19 protein-coding genes are annotated in these 18,693 nt (G+C 64.0%); 5 read left to right on the plus strand and 14 right to left on the minus strand.

The features are described 5' to 3' along the window. Positions 1-40: 40 nt before the first annotated feature. Complete coding sequence (locus ABIB99_RS16635) at positions 41-1,855, minus strand: long-chain-acyl-CoA synthetase (RefSeq protein ID WP_354176656.1); 1,815 nt, start codon at positions 1,853-1,855, stop codon at positions 41-43. A gap of 286 nt (positions 1,856-2,141) precedes the next feature. Between ABIB99_RS16635 and ABIB99_RS16640 the strand changes: the two genes are divergently transcribed. Further along, the gene (locus ABIB99_RS16640) at positions 2,142-2,846 is read left to right on the plus strand and encodes an SGNH/GDSL hydrolase family protein (RefSeq protein ID WP_354176657.1); all 705 of its coding nucleotides are present in this window, start codon (positions 2,142-2,144) and stop codon (positions 2,844-2,846) included. 44 nt (positions 2,847-2,890) lie between these two features. Here ABIB99_RS16640 and ABIB99_RS16645 read toward each other — a convergent pair whose 3' ends face one another. The 5 genes from ABIB99_RS16645 to ABIB99_RS16665 all read right to left on the minus strand — a co-directional run bounded on the left by ABIB99_RS16645 (position 2,891) and on the right by ABIB99_RS16665 (position 6,917). Next, entirely contained in the window at positions 2,891-3,160 is a 270-nt protein-coding gene (locus ABIB99_RS16645; protein ID WP_085398975.1) for a DUF3551 domain-containing protein, read from the minus strand. A 33-nt stretch (positions 3,161-3,193) separates the two neighbouring features. Beyond that, a complete protein-coding gene (locus tag ABIB99_RS16650) occupies positions 3,194-3,472 on the minus strand; it encodes a DUF3551 domain-containing protein (protein WP_063985742.1) in 279 nt (92 codons plus the stop codon). Positions 3,473-3,599: 127 nt separating this feature from the next. Then, positions 3,600-5,477: a molecular chaperone HtpG gene (gene htpG, locus ABIB99_RS16655; RefSeq protein ID WP_354176660.1), complete on the minus strand. Its 1,878-nt coding sequence runs from the start codon at positions 5,475-5,477 to the stop codon at positions 3,600-3,602. Positions 5,478-5,612: 135 nt separating this feature from the next. After that, positions 5,613-6,038, minus strand: coding sequence for a hypothetical protein (locus ABIB99_RS16660; RefSeq protein ID WP_071909388.1), 426 nt, complete (start codon positions 6,036-6,038; stop codon positions 5,613-5,615). Between the two features lie 264 nt (positions 6,039-6,302). Further along, entirely contained in the window at positions 6,303-6,917 is a 615-nt protein-coding gene (locus ABIB99_RS16665) for a nuclear transport factor 2 family protein (RefSeq protein ID WP_354176662.1), read from the minus strand. A gap of 185 nt (positions 6,918-7,102) precedes the next feature. Here ABIB99_RS16665 and ABIB99_RS16670 point away from each other — a divergent pair, with 185 nt between their 5' ends. Both ABIB99_RS16670 and ABIB99_RS16675 read left to right on the plus strand, forming a co-directional pair. Next, the gene (locus ABIB99_RS16670) at positions 7,103-7,606 is read left to right on the plus strand and encodes an energy transducer TonB family protein (protein WP_354176664.1); all 504 of its coding nucleotides are present in this window, start codon (positions 7,103-7,105) and stop codon (positions 7,604-7,606) included. A 26-nt stretch (positions 7,607-7,632) separates the two neighbouring features. Then, positions 7,633-8,136: an energy transducer TonB family protein gene (locus ABIB99_RS16675; protein ID WP_354176665.1), complete on the plus strand. Its 504-nt coding sequence runs from the start codon at positions 7,633-7,635 to the stop codon at positions 8,134-8,136. An 82-nt stretch (positions 8,137-8,218) separates the two neighbouring features. Here ABIB99_RS16675 and ABIB99_RS16680 read toward each other — a convergent pair whose 3' ends face one another. Continuing rightward, positions 8,219-9,025 carry a response regulator gene (locus tag ABIB99_RS16680; RefSeq protein WP_014491706.1) on the minus strand — a complete coding sequence of 269 codons (807 nt, stop codon included), beginning with the start codon at positions 9,023-9,025 and terminating at the stop codon, positions 8,219-8,221. A 221-nt stretch (positions 9,026-9,246) separates the two neighbouring features. On the opposite strand from ABIB99_RS16680, the gene ABIB99_RS16685 reads away from it, so the two are divergent. Both ABIB99_RS16685 and ABIB99_RS16690 read left to right on the plus strand, forming a co-directional pair. Then, complete coding sequence (locus ABIB99_RS16685) at positions 9,247-9,477, plus strand: NepR family anti-sigma factor (RefSeq protein WP_063986724.1); 231 nt, start codon at positions 9,247-9,249, stop codon at positions 9,475-9,477. Beyond that, positions 9,477-10,025, plus strand: a complete 549-nt coding sequence (locus tag ABIB99_RS16690) for a sigma-70 family RNA polymerase sigma factor (RefSeq protein WP_014491704.1) — start codon at positions 9,477-9,479, stop codon at positions 10,023-10,025. Before ABIB99_RS16685 ends, ABIB99_RS16690 begins: the two co-directional genes overlap by 1 nt. 97 nt (positions 10,026-10,122) lie before the next feature. Here the strand turns inward: ABIB99_RS16690 and ABIB99_RS16695 are convergent, their stop codons facing one another. The 7 genes from ABIB99_RS16695 to ABIB99_RS16725 all read right to left on the minus strand — a co-directional run bounded on the left by ABIB99_RS16695 (position 10,123) and on the right by ABIB99_RS16725 (position 18,639). Beyond that, entirely contained in the window at positions 10,123-10,824 is a 702-nt protein-coding gene (locus ABIB99_RS16695; protein WP_354176667.1) for a nitroreductase, read from the minus strand. A 136-nt stretch (positions 10,825-10,960) separates the two neighbouring features. Further along, positions 10,961-12,205, minus strand: a complete 1,245-nt coding sequence (locus ABIB99_RS16700) for an acyl-CoA dehydrogenase (protein WP_354176669.1) — start codon at positions 12,203-12,205, stop codon at positions 10,961-10,963. A 123-nt stretch (positions 12,206-12,328) separates the two neighbouring features. After that, positions 12,329-13,573, minus strand: coding sequence for an acyl-CoA dehydrogenase (locus ABIB99_RS16705; RefSeq protein WP_354176670.1), 1,245 nt, complete (start codon positions 13,571-13,573; stop codon positions 12,329-12,331). Positions 13,574-13,692: 119 nt separating this feature from the next. Next, the gene (locus tag ABIB99_RS16710; RefSeq protein ID WP_231143662.1) at positions 13,693-14,820 is read right to left on the minus strand and encodes an acyl-CoA dehydrogenase family protein; all 1,128 of its coding nucleotides are present in this window, start codon (positions 14,818-14,820) and stop codon (positions 13,693-13,695) included. Between the two features lie 152 nt (positions 14,821-14,972). After that, a complete protein-coding gene (locus ABIB99_RS16715; RefSeq protein WP_063985751.1) occupies positions 14,973-16,844 on the minus strand; it encodes an AMP-binding protein in 1,872 nt (623 codons plus the stop codon). A gap of 44 nt (positions 16,845-16,888) precedes the next feature. Beyond that, positions 16,889-17,695 carry an enoyl-CoA hydratase/isomerase family protein gene (locus ABIB99_RS16720; RefSeq protein ID WP_063985752.1) on the minus strand — a complete coding sequence of 269 codons (807 nt, stop codon included), beginning with the start codon at positions 17,693-17,695 and terminating at the stop codon, positions 16,889-16,891. Between the two features lie 185 nt (positions 17,696-17,880). Beyond that, positions 17,881-18,639 (minus strand): SDR family NAD(P)-dependent oxidoreductase, encoded by a 759-nt coding sequence (locus tag ABIB99_RS16725; RefSeq protein WP_063985753.1) that lies wholly within the window; start codon positions 18,637-18,639, stop codon positions 17,881-17,883. Positions 18,640-18,693 lie beyond the last annotated feature (54 nt).

An 18,693-nucleotide genomic window follows, 5' to 3' on the forward strand; every position in this document is an offset into this window, starting at 1 on the left:
GGAACGCAGCGACCGCGTGGAGATATTGTTGGCTCATAAGTTACAGCCTGATCGCGCAGTCGATGACCTTCGAGTGCATCTCTGAATCAAGCGCAACATAGGCGCCGGATTTCGGGTCGAGCATGAACAGCGGATCGCTTATCAGCCCCGGATCAAAGCCCTCGCGAGCCAGCTCGCCCTTCTTCTGCTTGAACGTCTCGGTCGCATCGAGCTCGCGGGAGATGCGAATGAAGACGGGGCGGGCGTAAGCCGGCAAACGCTGCGCGAGATGGGTGGGCAGCCCCTCGATGTCAAACCCCTCGTTGACGACGATGGCGCTCATGCCGGCGCGGCCATCGGTGCCGGGGATGCTGACGCCATAGGTGGTGGCATCGATCACGCCGGTGAAATCGCGCACGGCGTCGTTGACTTCCGATGTCGCGACGTTCTCACCCTTCCAACGAAAGGTGTCGCCGATGCGGTCGACGAAATGGAAGAAACCCTTGTCGTCGAGCCGCATCAGATCGCCGGTGCGGAACCAGGCATCGCCCTTGGCAAAGACATCGCGCAGGATTTTCTTCTCGGTTTCGCCCGCGTCGGTATAGCCCTCGAAACGGCCGCCGCCTTCATCCGCGGCGCCGATACGGCCGATGGCTTCGCCAGCCTCGCCCCTGGCGCAGGCAACGCAAAAGCCCTCTTCGTTGCGCAAGGGTGTACCGCTATCAGGATCGAGCTTGACGAGCCCCGCCGGAAAGCGATGCGCGAGCAATGGCGGAACGCGGCCAATCGCACCCGGCTGGCCCTCGACGTTGAACAGCGAGAAATTGCCTTCCGTCGCCGCATAGAATTCGAGGATGCGCGGAATGGCGAAGCGGTTCTGGAAATCCTCCCAGATGTCGCCGCGCAGGCCGTTGCCGCAGACGAGTCGCAGGCGGTGACGGTTCTCGTATTCGGACGGCGCCGCCTTCAGCAGGTAGCGGCAGAGCTCGCCGATGTACTGGAACAGCGTGCAATCGTGCCGCACGATGTCGGGCCAGAAATTCGAGGCCGAGAATTTTTCCGCGATCACCACCGAACCGCCGGCGGCGAGCATGCTGCACGGCGCGACAATGCCGCCGACCGAGTGGAACAGCGGCAGGCAGTCATAGAGCCGGTCCTGCGGGGTGGCGCCGGTGAGGCCGGCGAACCAGAAGCCCCAGTTGAGGATGCGGCGGTGGCTGATGCTCGCCGCCTTCGGCAGGCCGGTGGTCCCGGAGGTGTAGATCAGCAGGGCCCGGTCGTTGATCGTCACGTCGCCATGCTCGTCCGGCGAGAGCGGCCCGTCCTCGAGCGCGGCAAGTGCGACGTCGATCGCGCGCTCGCTGCGGGCATCGCCATGGGTCCAGATTCTTGCTTCTGTCTTCAGGTGCGGCGACGCGCCGTCCAAGGCTTCCATGAGCTCGTGCGCGACGACGACATGCGACGGCCTGGCTACATCGACGCAATGTGCGAGCGACTGGCCGACGAGCCTGGTGTTGATCAGCGCGACCACGCCGCCGACCCGGCTGATGCCGAGCCACGCGGCAACATAGTCGATGCCGTTCGGCATAATCAGCGCGACGGTATCCCCCTTGGCCACGCCGGCCGAGCGCGCCCAGCGCGCATAGCGGTTGATGCGCTTCGAGAGGCCTGCGTAGTCGATCGTTGTCTCATCTGCGACCAGCGCGGTGCGAGCGGGCTGACGCTGCGCCCAATCGTCGACGACGTCGGCGAACAGCCGGCCCGGCAGCGTCTCGATGCGCGCGGTGAGCTCGATCGCCTTCAGCCAGATCTTTGAAGCCGAAGGTGCGCGCGCGACTTTCGGTTGCTCGATGACGCCGGTGGTCATGCCGTCCAATCTTTCGGAACGTATCTGCTGTTTCCCCAAGCTTAGCTCGCACGCCCTGCCCAGTTGTTAAGAGACAAGGTAAAGCCAGGTTAGTACGTGATTAACTCTGGCCATCCGACGCGGGCGAGTTCGGTGGCATGCAGACGGCGGCGACCGACCACTGGCGCAAGGTGATCGAGTTGTCGGGGATCAGGAAGGCGTAGCGATCCGGCCTCGCCGAGGCTAGGCGCCCCCTGGTAAACGGGCTATGCTTTTCTACCCTGCGTTGTCATGGCTAACGAAAGGGAGACGTCCCGTGGCTCACGATCCGTCAGAGTTTCCGGTCCAGGCCGCGCCGTTCGACCAGCGCCTGAAGAATTTCGCCGGCCGCGTGGAGGGTGGGCAGGCCAGGGTGGTTGCGATCGGCTCGTCGACCACGGCGGGCGAAGGAGGCATCGCTCCCTATCCGCAACGGCTGCTGGCGGATCTTCGGATCAAATTTCCAAATGTCGGAATCGAGGTGATCAACCGGGGCGTCGGCGGCGAAGACGCTCCTTTGGAGCTGAAGCGGTTCGAGCACGACGTCTTCGATCTCAATCCCGATCTCGTCATCTGGCAGGTCGGCACCAATTCGGTGTGGCAAGCCGACGGTCCCTCGTTCGCGGACACCACGAAGGCCATCCGCGAAGGTGTCGAGCAGCTGCTCGGCGCCGAGCGGATCGACGTGATCCTGATGGACCTTCAATATGTGCCTGCGGTGCTGACACCGGCCAAACGCCAGAAAGCGGACGCCATGGTCGAGGCGATCAGCCAGATCGCCTACGAGAAACAGGTCAACGTCTTCCGCCGCTTCGCGCTGATGAAGGCCTGGCACGAGGTCGCAAGGATCTCGTTCGACCGTTTGGTCGACCCGGGCGATGACACCAGGCTGCACGCCAGCGACTGGACCACGGACAAGATGACCTGGCAATTGACCGACGCGATCTTCGCGGCTGCCAACAAGGCACCTCACGGCACCTAGTTCTGCATGCTCCGCCGGATTCGCAGCTGAACGGGTGGTGGGCGCTAGCCGCTTCGCCTGTAGCGTGGGCGCGGCGGCGCAACGTTGACCGGATAATACGGATTGAGATCGCAGGTCGCGGCGCGGCCCGACGCCGTGGCGCGGCACTGCGGCAGCGACGTGAAGGAGCAATCGTACCACTCCCCGCCGCCGCCGTTCGCGCCGGAATAGACGTGCATGCAGACGGGAAAGCTGGGATCAAAGGTCTGCGCATGCGACGGCGCAGCTGCGGTCAGCGCGCCGACGGTGATGATCAGGCCGGATGAGAAACGCATGAGGGATGTTGCTGCGTGCCGCATCGCGAACAACTACTGCACCTTCTTGTGACGCTTGCGCGGGGGCGGCGGCGGTTCGTTGTAGGCGTAATAGGGATTGACATCGCAGCTCGCCGCGCGGCCCGACGCCGTGGCCCGGCACTGCGGGATCGAGGTGAAGGAGCAGTCGTAATAGTCGCCGCCACCGCCCCGGCCGCCCGAAGTATAGACGTGCATGCACACCGGATAGCGCGGATCATAGGTCTGGGCGTCGGCATCTGCCGCCACGAACAGCGTGGCAATCGCGGTGAGGGTCAGGACAGGCAGGCGCATGGAGACATCCTCGAATCGATGGCGGCGTCGGATCTGATGCCGACGTCCTCCTATGGCATAACACCACGCCGGAGGCGACTGTTCCTCCGGCGGATGACGGCAAGGTGAGCAGGGTGCGCTGCGCGCGCTACCCGCCCAGCCCCTGCAGGACCAGCCGGTTGAGCCTTGCCGCAAACGCGGCAGGGTCTTCGGGCAATTCGCCGTCCAGGATCTGCGCCTGTTCGAGCAGGATCAGACTGAGATCGTCGACCGCCCTGGAGCCGGCCTGCGCTCTGGTGATCGCCGTCACCAGCGGATGGCGCAGATTGATCTCGAGGATCGGCTTGGTGCGCATGCCGCGGTTCTGCTGCGACAAGATGCGCTCGAGCTCGCGGCTTGGGCCCTGGCTGTCGGCGACGAGGCAGGAGGCGGAGCTGGTGAGGCGCGTCGAGACCTTGACGTCGCTGACGCGCTCGCCGAGCGCGGCCTTGATCACCGCGATGGTGGCGGCCTCGTCGGCTTGCGGCTCGTCCTTCTTCGCCTCGTCGGCCTCGTCGGTGCGCGGGATCAGGTCGAGATTGAGATCGCCCTGGCTCAGCGATTTCAGCGGCTTGCCGTCGAACTCCGATGGCATCGAGGTCCAGAAGGCATCGACCGGATCCGACAGCAGCAGCACCTCGATGCCGCGCGCGGTCGCGGCTTCCAGCCGCGGATTGGACTTCAGCCGCTCGATGCTGTCGCCGACGAGATAATAGATCTCGGTCTGGTTCGGCTTGAAACCGGCGATGACGTCCTTCAGCGAACGCTTCTCGCCCGAGGTGGTGGTGAAGCGCGACAAGGACAGCAGCTTTTCGCGCCGCTCGAAATCCTCGTAGATGCCTTCTTTCAGCACTGCGCCGAAGGCGTCCCAGATCCTGGCAAAATTCTCCGGGTCCTTGTCGGCAAGGCTTTCCAGCTCGGACACGACTCGGGTCGCCACGGCTTTCCGGATCTGCACGAGCTGCGGATTGTTCTGGAGCATCTCGCGCGAGATGTTGAGCGGGAGATCTTCGCTGTCGACCACGCCGCGGATGAAGCGGAGATAGCCGGGCAGCAGATCGGCATCGTCGGTGATGAAGACGCGGCGGACGTAAAGCTTCACCCGGCCCTTGCGGTTCGGCTCGAACAGGTCGAACGGCTTCGTCGACGGCGCGAACAGCAGCACGGCGTAGGAATAGCGGCCTTCCGCGCGGTAGTGCAGCGTCATCGCGGGATCGTCGAAGGCGGAGGCGATCTGCTGATAGGCCTTCTTGTAGTCCTCGGCCGTCAGCTCGGACTTGGAGCGCTGCCACAGCGCGCTCGCCGAGTTGATCTGGCGCGGCTCACCCTCTTCCGGCACCAGCTCGATGGGGAACAGGATGTTGTCGGAATAGGCACTGACGATGCGCTCGATCTCGTAGGTCTCGAGATACTTCTTGGCGTCGTCCTTCAGGTGCAGGACGATCTCGGTGCCGCGTGCCACGCGCGCCACTTCCTCATCGCTTGCGTGCGCGATCTCGAAGCCGGAGCCGCCGGAGGACGTCCAGCTCCACACGTCGCTCTCGCCGGCACGCCGGCTGACAACGACGATCTTCTCGGCGACCATGAAGGCGGAATAGAAGCCGACCCCGAACTGGCCGATCAGGCCGAGGCCGTCCTTGGCCTCCTTCAGCTTCGAGACGAACGCCTTGGTGCCGGAGCGGGCAATGGTGCCGAGATGGTCGATCAGCTCCTGGCGCTCCATGCCGATGCCGTTGTCGGCGATCGTGAGCGTTCCGGCCGTCTTGTTGGGGATGATCCGGATCTTGAGCGCGTCGCCCTCGCCCAGCAGCGCCGGGCTGGCGATGGCTTCATAGCGCAGTTTGTCGCAGGCGTCCGATGCGTTGGAGACGAGCTCGCGCAGGAAGATGTCGGTCTCGGAATAGACGGAGTGCACCATGAGGTGCAAAAGCTCGGAAACCTCGGCCTGGAAAGGCTGCGTATGCGCGGCCGTATCTGACGTCGTCATGCGTTTACCCGGTCAATCAAAGGGGAAAGAAACCCGGGATATAACGCGAGGGGATAGGGGATCAAGTGGACGTGAACTATCGCCCTCCCGGCGGGAAGGCATTTGTCCGTGGCGGCCAAGGGCGGCGAAGACGAATCAGGTCACACAGCGGCCGGGCTGGAGCAGCTTTGCGACCTCGGTCAGGGAGCTGACCATCGGCTCGCAGGCAATCGTCGGCCTCTTGGGACCCTGCTTCCGGTTCTGGAGCAGCACCGGCGGCTTGGCGTTGCCGGTCTCGATGACCGCGCGGACCCGCAGCAGCACCGACGTCTCGGCCAGATCGTTCAGCCGCATCGACACGGTGCGGGTGGGAACCGGGGCCTGCTTGACGTCGGCGAACCGGTCGGCCTTGCCGGAACGGTTGACGTTGTGACCCGCATCTTGCGTGGGCCTGTCGGCGACCGCCTGCCAGCGGTCGGCCAGATCATGGCCAGAGGCCAGCTGGACGGCACCGACCTGGACGGCACCAAGCGTCGCGGCAATCGCGACAACACCCAAAAATACCTTTTGCATCTGCAACATGGCTGTCGATCCCTCGCCCCATGGCGATCGCGGGAACAACGCGATGGGAGGACCGGCAGTTCTCAGCCGTTAAGATCACTTAACCGTGTGCGAAATTCACGGCAGGGCGCATAAAAAGGCCGCACAAAAAAATTTTCACCCGCCTGGAACGACTCTCAGGCCCGAGAGTCGTCTCAACAGCCGGCTATTCCCCCCTGCCCCATAAGCCGGCGACGTAGGGCGCGACTGTGGTGATGCCAGTCGCGCCTTACTTTTGTCTGAGCCTCACTTCGGCTTCCCCGCGAGCCAGTCCCGCCCCTCGCCATAGAGCTTCTCGACTTCAGTGCCGATCAGGCCCGGCATGTCGCGCTTGACCTTGTAGCCGATCAGCTCCTGCATGTAGGCGAGATGGCGGTAGCCTTCGGGCAGTGCGGCGAGCGCTTTTTGATCGAGTTGAAGCGTTGCGGCGGGATCGACCGGATCGATCCGGTCCTTCTCGTAGATCGGCTGGCGGCGGACGATGCCCCATTTGCCAATACCTGATTGGTCATGCCGCTTCTCCAGGAAATCGTAGAAGCGTCCGGTGCAGACGACGTCGCAGAGCACGTCGTGCACCGGGGCACGCTGCGAGATCGTCATCTTGGTTTGCGCAATGGCGCGCGCGCCTGCGAGATCGATGCTGGTGCCGCCGAGGAAATGCAGGATGCGCACGCCCTTGGCAAACCCCTCCTGACTGACCCGCATGAAATCCCGCGCCGGTCCCTGAAACCAGGTGGCGGACATCCAGCCCTCGTCATGCCAGACCGTGGCAAAACGCTCCCAGTCACCGGCGTCGCGCCACACCGCCCAGTTCTCGACGAGGTCGCGGATGGCGAGGCGATCGAGGAGTTGCTGGTCCATGATGCGAAATCTCCTGACGGCTTGAAGCTGCGATGGGGGTGTCATCGGCCCGACGTATCAACGGGGCAATTTGGTTGCCGTCAAGCACGCGAAGCTTCGCGGCCCTTCGATTGCCCACAGCCGCGCAAGCGTGATACGAGCAACAATCCTTGCAATCAACCGGACCGCGATTAGTATCCGCGCCAATGCAGATGAAATTCCCTTTGCTAGCCGCCGCCTTACTCGGATTGCTGTTGGCTGTGCCAACCTCCTCGTATGCGGACAAACCCGCCACCAAGGCTTGGATACAAAGACTGGCAGCGCACATAGAGAGCAACAAAGTGTTTCCGCCCGAGGCGACAGGTCAAACGGGCGAGGCCAAGGTTAGGGTTGCCATCGACCGGTCCGGCAAATTGATCTCTCGAGTGCTGATTGAGAGCACCGGCTCCCCGCCGCTCGATGCCGCAGCCTTGGCGATCGTCGAGCGTGCCGCGCCATTCCCCGAGCCACCTCCCGAGGTGAAGGAAGACATGCTTGGATTCATCGTGCCGATTGTCTTCAGGGGCTACCCGCAGCCATCGCCCGAGAACGAAAAAAGGCTCCAGTCCTGGATCGAGGACCAGGCCAAAGAGAATGCAAAAGCGCCGAGGTCGGACAAGGACGATGCCCGATTGAATTCCACGCTGCGCAGCATCTGCCGCGGCTGCTGAGACATCCCGGGCACGCGCGGTAAAAGATGCAGATCAAACATCTCTTGATCGCCGGCCTCTTCGGATTGGCGCTGGGCGCGTCAGTGCCTGCCGTAGCGGAATCCGATACCATGGCCGCCTGGCGCAAGACGGTCACCCAACACGTCTGGCGCCACAGGGCATTTCCTCCGGAGGCGATCGGTCAGAAGGGCGATACCGGCGTCACGTTCGTGGTCGATCGTTCAGGCAAATTGATCTCGAACGTGCTGGTAGAAAGCACAGGCTTCGCGCCGCTAGATGCCGCAACGCTCGCCATGGTCGAGCGATCCGTGCCATTCCCGAAACCGCCCGCTGAGGCGAAGGACGACCTGCAGAGAGTGACCGTCCTCATGAGCTTCGACGGGACGCGGCTAAACCCAGGGCCGTCGCCGGAACGAGAAAAATTGCTCAAATCCTGGATCGAGGACCAGGCCAGGCTGAATGCAAAGTCCCCTGGGCCAGACGATACCAAGCTGAATTCCATGCTTCGCAGCATCTGCCGCGGCTGCTGAAGCAGAGCAGAACAACTCTCTGCCACATGCAAAAACGGCGCGCCTTGCGACGCGCCGTTTCCTTAGTCCGATAGAGGCTTGCTTACGCCGCCGGCGCCTTGGGCGCGCGGTTGCGCGAGTTGCGCTGGAAGAACAGCGCCTGGCTCGCCACCGCCGACACCATCGCGGGCTGGAACGGCTTCGAGATCAGGAACGCCGGCTCGGGGCGCTCGCCGGTCAGGAAGCGCTCCGGATAGGCGGTGATGAACACCACCGGCACCTCGAAGGTCCGGAGCAGCTCGTTGACGGCGTCCAGGCCCGACGAGCCGTCGGCAAGCTGGATGTCGGCGAGAATCAGGCCCGGCCGCTTGTTCTTGGCCAGCGCCACCGCATCGGCATGGGTGCGCGCGACGCCGACGACATTGTGACCGAGATTCTTCACCAGGCTTTCGAGGTCCATGGCGATGAAGGTCTCGTCCTCGATGATCAGCACGTCGGTCGCGATCTCGGCCGCCATCTCGCGTCCCGCGGCATCAGCAAGCCGCCGCGTCTCGGCGACGTCGGTGCCGAGGATGTAGCCGACTTCCTCTTCCGAGAATCCTTCGAGTGAGAGCAGCAGGAACGCCTGCCGCGGCAGCGGCGTGATGTTCGACAGCCGCCGCTCCGGCGGCATCGGCAAGGTCGTCACCTCGGCATCGTCGTTGACGGAGACCGAATTCCATATCTGGGTGAACAGCCGGAACAGGCCGGCGCGCGGACCATGGCTCTCGTCGAGCACGGACGGATCTCCGAGCATCGCTTCCAACATGGCTGCGACATAGGCGTCACCGGAGGCCTGGCTGCCCGTCAGGGCGCGCGCGTACCGGCGCAACAACGGCAAGTGTTCAGCAACAAGCTGCGAACGGGACATCCCCACTCCATTCATCTTCGGGCCGACCTTGACGAACCACGCAACAAGCGGGGAGGCCCGGGTTCCCCTGCTGGGCTGTCTACGCCTCACGCCAAGAAAAGTTCCGCTTATCTGGGAACTTTTTGTCGAACCTGGAATTGTGCCTATTCAGGGAACGGCTCCCGGTTGAGAGAACTTCTCGATTTTACAGTTACTTAACTCGGGGAAACGTGGAACAGGTCATGAAAGATCTCAAGTCTCAAGCCAGCAAAAGCACGACCCCCGGCAAGGGAGGCCTCACTCCGGAGATTCAGTCCCGGATCGGCCACCAGCTGCGCGCCATGTACGACGACGTGGTGCGGCAGGGGGTTCCGGACCGGTTCGCGGAACTGATCAAGAAGCTTGATGCGCCGGGAGGCGCACCCCAAGTGGAACCTGACAGGGGCTCCAACGACAACAATGGGAGGGATTAATGCCTCTCACGGACTCCCTTCGTGACGACATCCTCGCGGCCGTGCCCAGTCTGCGCGCGTTCGCGATCTCGTTGAGCGGCAATGCGGATCGCGCCGACGATCTGGTGCAGGAAACGCTTCTGCGTGCGCTCGCCAACATCGACTCGTTCCAGCCCGGCTCAAACCTGCCGGCGTGGCTGTTCACGATCCTTCGCAATCTGTTCCGCTCCGACTATCGCAAGCGGCGGCGGGAGGTGGAGGATGCCGAGGGCAACTATGCCAAGACGCTGAAGACGCAGCCGTCGCAGAACGCGCATCTCGAGTTCGAGGAGTTCCGCGGCGCGCTCGAAAAGCTTCCGCAGGACCAGCGCGAGGCCTTGATCCTCGTCGGCGCCTCCGGCTTCTCCTATGAGGACGCAGCTTCGATCTGCGGCTGTGCCGTCGGCACGATCAAGAGCCGCGTCAATCGCGCGCGCTCGAAGCTCGCTGCGCTGCTTTATGTCGATGGTGCCGAGGACTTCGGGCCCGACGAGACCGTGCGCGCCGTGATCGGCGGCAGCGGCGGATAACGGCCGCGTCAATCGGACCGCGACGAATGTGAAGGCGGCCGTTTCTGCGGCCGCCTTTGCGCGTGTGTGAAAGCCGGATGGCGCGCGCGAGACGGGCTCATTCGTCCGCGAACGTGGCGGTGTCGGCGACGCTCGCGCGCGAGGTGCGGTAGCTGTTGACCTTGTGGGCATCGTCGGCATAGCCGAACGAGATGCCGCAGACCACGCGGCGATCGTCGGGCAGATTGAAGTGGCGGCGGATCAGGCCGGAGTGGCGCGCCAGTGCCGCCTGCGGAATGGTGCCGAGCCCGAGCGCCTGCGCGGCCAGCATGAAATTCGAGACATAGGCGCCGCAATCGATCGCGCCGTAGATGCCGAGCGGCTCGTTGGTGTGAATGATCGCGACATGCGGCGCACCGAAGAAATTGTAATTCTCCAGCGCCTGTTTTGCGTAGGCGCCTCTGTCGCCGCGCGCGATGCCGAGCGTGTTGTAGAGCTGAAAACCGCTCTCGCGGCGGCGCTCGAGATAGACGCCGACGTATTCGCGAGGCGGGGTGAAGTCGTAATCGTCACCCAATCCGCCTGACGCTTCCTGGTAGATCGCCTGGCGGAAGCGCTCCTTGGCCGCGCCACTGGCGATGATGATCTGCCAGGGCTGGCTGTTGCACCAGGACGCGGTGCGCTGCGCGGTGGCCAGCACATGCTCGATGGTCGCGCGGTCGACTTGCTTGGGCAGGAAGGCACGGACGGAGTAGCGCTCGTTGAGGAGCTCTTCGAGCACGCCGATGCGGTCTTGGGTCTGGCTCACTTTTGCATCCATGAATTAGCTCGCGCTCTTCGTAGGGTGGGCAAAGGCGCGATAGCGCCGTGCCCACCGACAGACTTACCCCGGCGCATCTGCATATGGTGGGCACGCTTCGCTTTGCCCACCCTACGAGATACAGCGAGAGGCTGGATCACCGCCCCTTGGTCGGGATCTTGTTATACGGCACATCCTTGTCGACGCGAATGTCGCCCGGCAATCCCAGCACGCGCTCGGCGATGATGTTGCGCAAGATCTCGTCGGTGCCGCCAGCGATGCGCATCGAGGGCGAGGACAGCAGCATCTGCTGGAACTGCCCCTGCACCGTCTCCTCGTCGGTGCCGGTGAGAACACCGGCCGCGCCCTGGAGGTCCATGGCGTAGGTCGCGATGTCCTGGAGCATCATGCCCGACACCAACTTGCCGATCGAATTCTCCGACCCCGGCCGATCGCCCTTCGAGAGCGCCGAGATCGCGCGGTAGCTGGTGTATTTCAGCCCGCTCGACTTCACCGCCCAGCTCGCGAGCTTCGAGCGCACGGCGGGATCGTCGATGGCGAGCCCGTCCTCGAGCATCAGATTGGAGCAGAACTCGAACATTTCAGGGACGCCGGTCGCAAGCCGCGAGCCGATCGACATCCGCTCGTTCATCAGCGTCGTCAGTGACACGCTCCAGCCCTCGCCGACGGCGCCGAGGCGCTGGCTGTCGGGGATCACCACATCGGTGAAATAGACCTCGTTGAACTCCTGCATGCCGTTGGCCTGCTTGATCGGGCGAACCTCGACGCCCGGGCTCTTCATGTCCAGGAAGAACATGGTGAGGCCCTTGTGCTTGGGCACGTTCGGATCGGTCCGCGCGATCAACAGACCGAAGTCGGAATAATGCGCGCCGGAGGTCCAGATCTTCTGGCCGTTGACGACCCAATTGTCGCCCTTCTTCTCCGCGCGGGTGCGCAGCCCCGCGACGTCGGAGCCGGCGGACGGCTCGGAAAACAGCTGGCACCAGATCTCCTCGCCGGAGGCGAGCTTCGGCAGATGGCGGCGCTTGGCGTCCTCGCTGCCAAAAGCCATCACGGTCGGGCCGCACATGCCCTCGCCGATCTGGAACGGTTGCGTCAGCTTGCCGTAGACGCCCTCCTCCTGCTGCCAGATCACCTTCTCGATCGGCGTGGCGTCGCGGCCGCCATATTCCTTCGGCCAGTGCAGGCAGGCCCAATTGCCTTCGAACTTCTTCTTCTGCCAGGCCTTGCCGACATCGACGATGTCATGATTGGCCAGCCGGATGCGGCCGAGCGAGGATTTTGACAGCTCGGCATGCAACTCCCTCGGCGCATTGGCCTCGACCCATTTGCGCGCGGTCTCGCGGAAAGCGGCTTCCTGCGGGGTGTCGTCGAAATTCATGGCGAACCTCTCAATTCTTGCTCGGTGCGTAGGGTGGGCAAAGCGAAGCGTGCCCACCACCTTCCCTCGTTCTCGACAGAATTGGTGGGCACGGCGCTACGCGCCTTTGCCCACCCTACGACTCTAGCCTCTTCCCTTCGTCGGGATCTTGTTGAACGGCACGTCCTTGTCGACCCTGATATCGCCGGGCAGGCCCAGCACCCGCTCGGCGATGATGTTGCGCATGATCTCGTCGGTGCCGCCTTCGACGCGCGTGCCCGGCGCGCGCAAGAGCATCGCCTGGAAACGGCCGGCGAGTTCGCCATCCTCGCCGCTGATCACGCCGTTCGCACCCTGCAGGTCCAGCGCGTAGGTCGCGACGTCCTGGATCATCGAGCCCGCCACCAGCTTGCCGATGGAATTCTCCGGACCCGGGCGCTCGCCCTTCGACAGCGCCGAGATCGCGCGCATGCTGGTGTACTTCAGCCCGCTCGCCTTCACCGCCCAGTTCGCGAGCTTCGAGCGTACAGCGCGATCCTCGATCGCCGGGCCGTCGTCGAGCATCAGGCTGGAGCAATATTCGAACAGCTCCGGGAAGCCGGTCGAGACGGCCGCGCCGATCGCGCTGCGCTCGTTCATCAGCGTGGTCAGCGAGACGTTCCAGCCGTCACCGACCTCGCCGAGGCGCTGATGGTCGGGAATACGGACATTGGTGAAATAGACCTCGTTGAAGTCGGATGCACCGCTCGCCTGCTTGATCGGCCGCACCTCGACGCCCGGGCTCTTCATGTCCAGGAAGAACATGGTGAGGCCCTTGTGCTTGGGCACGGTCGGATCGGTGCGGGTCAGCAGGATGCCATAGTCGGAATAATGCGCGCCCGACGTCCAGATCTTCTGGCCGTTGATGACCCAGTCGTCGCCGTCCTTTTCCGCGCGCGTGCGCAGGCCCGCGACGTCGGAGCCGCCGGCCGGCTCGGAGAACAGCTGGCACCAGACCTTTTCGCCGGATGCGAGCGGCGGGAGGTACGTGCGCTTATGCTCCTCGCGGGCGAACGCCATCATGGTCGGCCCGCACATGCCATGGCCGATGATGAACATGCGGGACAGCTGGCCGAACGGCCCCTCTTCCTGCTGCCAGATCACGCGCTCGATCGGCGACGAGCCGCGCCCGCCATACTCCTTCGGCCAGTGCAGGCAGGCCCAGCCGGCATCGGCCTTCTTCTTCTGCCAGGCCTTGGCGACCTCGAGAATATTGGCGTTCTTGAGCTGGGTGCGGCCGAGCGAGGATTTGCGCAGCTCTTCCTCGTACTGCCTGGGCGCGTTCGCGCCGATCCAGGCGCGGGCGGTGGCGCGGAATTCGGCTTCCTGCGGGGTGTCGTCGAAATTCATGGTCTGTCATCCTTCGCCGGCGTCGTAGGATGGGTAGAGCGAAGCGAAACCCATCTGTCAGACCACCCGCGTCATGATGGGTTTCGCTACGCTCTACCCATCCTACAAATCACCTGTCGTTACGCCGCGTTCTTCTTGCGCATGCGGTCGATCAACTGGTCTTCCCAATAGGACAGGCTGCCGAGCCCGAGCGCCATGGCGTTGGCGCGGCGGTAGTACATGTGACAGTCGAACTCCCAGGTGAATCCCATACCGCCGTGAACCTGGATGTTGTTCTTGGCGCAATGCTGGAACGCCTGCGTCGCGCTGATGCGCGCGGCGGCGGCGGCTTCCGGCAGCTCGGCCGCGTTGGTCGAGAGCGCCCAGGCGCCGTAATAGCTGTTGGAGCGCGCCAGCGTCGCCGACACATACATGTCCGCGAGCATGTGCTTGACCGCCTGGAACGAGCCGATCTGGCGGCCGAAGGCGATGCGGTCGAGCGCGTAGTCGCGGCCCATTTCGAGCGCGCGGTCGGAGCCGCCGACCTGCTCGAATGCGCACAGCACCGCCGCGCGATCGAGCACCTGGGTCAAAATGCTCCAGCCTTCACCCGCAGCTCCCAGCGGCTCGGCCTTGCAATCCTTAAACGTGATCTCGGCCTGTCCGCGGGTCGGATCGAGATTGGTGAGGCTCTTCACCTCGACGCCACCGGCCTTGAGGTCGACGAGGAACAGCGAGATGTCGCCGTCGCGACCGCCCGATCCGGTGCGCGCGGCGACGACAGCGAAGTCGGCGATCGCACCATCCGCGACCGGCTTCTTCACGCCGTTGAGCACGCCATTCGCAGCGGTGAGCTTGACGTTCTTCGGCGACGGATTGCCCTTGCCCTCGAACAGCGCCAGCGTGCCGATCGCCTCGCCCGAGGCAATCGCCGGCAGCCATTTCTTCTTCTGGGCATCACTGCCCGCGATCAGCAGCGCTTCGGCGGCAAGATACACTGTCGAGGAGAACGGCACCGGCGCATTCGCCCGGCCCATCTCCTCCGCGATCACGCAGAGCTCGAGATGGCCCGCGCCAGCGCCACCGAACTCCTCTGGGATCGCGACACCGAGAAAGCCCATCTCGGCGAGGCCTTTCCAGAGGTCCTTGTCGTAGGGCGCCTTGCCGTCGAGCACGACGCGCACCGCCTTCGGCGAGCATTTTTCGGTGAGGAATTTGCGCGCCTGGTCGCGGAGCTGTTTCTGGTCGTCGGAGAAATCGAAGTTCATGGCGGGCTACCCTTATTTATTCGTTGTCATTTATTTGCGCCGTCATTCCGGGGCGCGCGGAGCGCGAGCCCGGAATCCATATCCACCAGCCGGGGTTATGGATTCCGGGCCTGGCCCTTCGGGCCATCCCGGAATGACGAGTTGTTGCGCATTCATCGCAGCACGATCACATCCTGATCAGGCTTGTCCGCATAGAGCCGCTTCACCAGCGCCGCACGGCGCTCCAGGCCGGCGCGCTGGTTGATGTAGCCCTTGTCGGTGAGTTCATTGCCGTCGATGGAGGGCGGCTCGGCCATCAGCATTGCGCGCGCGATAGCGCGGCTGCTGGCGCCGCCACACTCCGTGTTGTGTGCTTCGAGGCCACGTCTGAAGCAGGCGATCACCTCGGGATGTTTCACCGCGTCCTCGAAGCTCAGCTCGAGATTGCCGACGAGCTGGCGACAGGCGTGCAGGTTCGGCCATGCCAGCAGACCGATCGAGCATTGATCCTGCCCGGCAACCAGCGCGTCATGCACAACGGGCGTCGCCGCGGCGATCGCGTCAGTGCGGAGCGATCCGACATGGACGAAGGTGCCGGTGGTGAGCTTGAAGTCCTCTACGACGCGGCCGGCGAAGATGATGCCCTTCACCGGATCGGCATCGTCGACGAAGATGCCGGCATCGCCGATGCAGTAAAAACCTTCCTCGTCGAACATCTTCTTCGTCAGGTCCGGCTGGCCGAAATAGCCGGGCGTGACGTTGACGCCGCGCAGGCGCAGCTCGTATTTTGAGCCGCACGGCACCATCTTCAATTCGACGCCGGGGAACGGCAGGCCGATCAGGCCGACGCGCTCGGTGTCCCAATAGGTGCCGGTCGAGGTCGGCGCCGTCTCGGTCGAGCCCCAGCCGGTGTAGAACACGATGCGCTCGCCGGTCGTCTTCACCGCGAGCGCCTGCATGCGCTCATAGAGATCGTCGGGCAGCCGCGCGCCGCCATAGGCCATGATCGACAGGTTCTTGAAGAACGAGCGGCACAGCGCATCGTCCTTCTCCATGGCCGCCGCGAGCGCGGCATAGCCGGCCGGCACGTTGGCGTAATAGGTCGGCGAGATCTCGCGCAGATTCCGCAGCGTCTCCTCGAACTGGCCCGGCATCGGCCGGCCGTCATCGATATAGAGCGTGCCACCGTCGACCAGCACCGGGTGAAACGCCGCATTGCCGCCCATGGTGTGGTTCCATGGCATCCAGTCCAGCATGGTCGAGATCGGACCGCCGGGATCGCGCGGCCGCACCTGCATCATCATCGCCGCATTGGCGCACATCATCTCTTGCGTGTTGATGACCGCCTTGGGCATGCCGGTCGAGCCGGAGGTGAACAACAGCTTGCCCACGGTCTGCGGCGTGATCTTCGCGATCGATGCTTCGACATCGGCGGTCACGGACGTTGCCGCGAGCTCGGCAAAGCTGACGCTCGTGATGCCGTCGCAGGGACGAGCGACGTGAACGACGGTGACGCCGGTGAGGTCGAGTGCGTTCAGCGCCTTCTCGAAGGTCGGGCCGTCCTGCACCATCACCACGGCCGGCTTGATCAGGTCGAACAGATACTTCAGCTTGACGTGGTCATGGCTCATCAGCGAGTAGGCCGGCGACACCGGCGCTGCTGGCAAGCGCGCCTGCATCGCGGCCTGCGTCATCAGCGCGTGCTCGATCGAATTGCCGGAGAGGATCGTGACCGGGCGTCCCTCGAGCCTGAGATTAAGCAGCGCCTGCGTCAGCGCATCCACGGTGCGCTTGGCCTCACCGTAGGAGACCTTGCGCCATTCGCGGTTCGCTCCGCCGCGCTGCGCGAGCCAGATGCGCTCAGGCGCTTGCCTGGCCCATTTCGCCAGCGAGGCCGGAAGATGCGTCTCGTAGGCTTGCAGCGGAATGCGCGACTTCAGCACCACCGTGCCGTCGTCGCGCCGCTCGACGTCGATGTCGCGCGCGAGCCACTCGACCTTGCGAAAGGCGGGCTTCGTCATCACGGCCGCCGCACTTCCACTCATTTTGCGTCTCCCGGAATTATCGTCCTTTGCGGATCGTTCTCGTTTCAGCGCCTGATATAGACAGGCTTTCGCTTCTCAAGGAAGGCCCTGATGCCTTCCGAAAATTCCTCGGAGCGACTGCACAGGACCTGGTTGCGGTCCTCTATCGCGATAACGGTTTCCAGCGATCCCGCATCGACGCTCATGTTGAGACATTCTTTTGACAGGCGCAGTCCCACGGGCGACGCCGTCATCATCGCATCGACATAGGGCGCAGCAGCAGCATCGAGCTTATCTTCATCGACGACCTCGGACACGAGCCCAACCGCGAGCGCGCGCTCGGCGCCGATGAAACGTCCGGTCAGGATCAATTCGGACGCCACAGAGACGCCGACGAGCCGCGGCAGAAAGTAGCTGGTGCCGATGTCGCAGCCGCCGAGGCCGAGCTTGATGAAGGCGCAGTTCATCCGCGCCGACTTCGTCGCGATGCGGATGTCGGAGGCAAGCGCCAGCGCGAACCCGCCGCCGGCCGCCGCGCCCTGTACCAGAGCGATGATCGGCTGCGGACAACGCCGCATCAGCATCACGATGTCGGCGATGCGGCGCTGCGAGTCGAGCGACTCGGTGACACCGGGCGGCTCCTGCTGCCCGGCGCGGCGGGCCATCGCCGCTTTGAGGTCGAGGCCGGCGCAAAAATTCTTGCCGGCGCCTTTCAGCACGACGACGCGCGTGTCGCGGTTGCGCTGGAGGCCCTGGAAATAGACGTTGAGCGCATCGATCAGCGCGGGATCGAGGGCATTGAGGTTTTCAGGACGATTGAGCGTCACCGTATCGACGCCGTCGTTGTGCTCGATCAGCAGCGGTTGGGACATGGTGCGCTCCTGCTTACCGGTCTTGGCGGTGCCGATTATTGTGCCCTCTCCCCTTGCGGGAGAGGGCATGTACATCGCTAGCCACATACTCGCCGGGGTGAGGGGTCTGTCTCCGCGGATAGAGACCCCTCATCCGGCGCTTCGCGCCACCTTCTCCCACGAGGGGAGAAGGAAGAGCGCATCTACTACCGCGGCGCCATACGGATGGCTCCGTCGAGACGGATGGTCTCGCCGTTGAGCATCGCGTTCTCGACGATATGCACCGCGAGCGAGCCGTATTCCTTGGCATCGCCGAGGCGCGAGGGATGCGGCACCTGGGCACCGAGGCTCTTGCGGGCTTCTTCATTCAGACCCATCAACAACGGCGTGAAGAACAGGCCGGGCGCAATGGTGTTGACGCGGATCTTCTGGCTGGCGAGGTCGCGCGCGGCCGGCAGCGTTAGGCCGACGACGCCGCCCTTCGAGGCCGAGTAGGCGATCTGGCCGATCTGGCCTTCATAGGCGGCCACCGAGGCAGTGTTGATAATGACGCCGCGCTCTTCTCCGACGGGCTCGATCGTGACGAGGCGCTCGGCGAACAGACGCAGGCAGTTGAAGGTGCCGATCAGATTGACGTTGATGATGCGCGCAAACTTTTCGAGCGGATAGATGCCGTCGCGGCCGACGATGCGCTGCGAGCCGCCGATGCCGGCGCAGTTCATCAGCACGCGCGCGACGCCGTGCGCGGCTTCCGCCTTCGCGATTGCTGCCTTGATCTGCTCCTCGCTGGTGACGTCGGCATGAAGCGCGACGCCCTTCACTTCGGTAGCGACCTTCTCTGCATTGTCCTTGTTCTGATCGATCACACCAATCTTGGCGCCCTTGGCGGCCATGGCGCGCGCGGTCGCTTCACCAAGACCCGAACCACCACCGGTGATGAGAACGGCTACGTCTTTCAATTCCATGACAGGCTACCTTTCCTTGGGCGTTTCTTCTCTAGACTTGTACGTCTCGGCCGG

Origin of the sequence: Bradyrhizobium sp. LA6.1, from assembly GCF_040547805.1 — a bacterium.
GTDB classification, from domain to species: Bacteria; Pseudomonadota; Alphaproteobacteria; order Rhizobiales; family Xanthobacteraceae; genus Bradyrhizobium; species Bradyrhizobium barranii.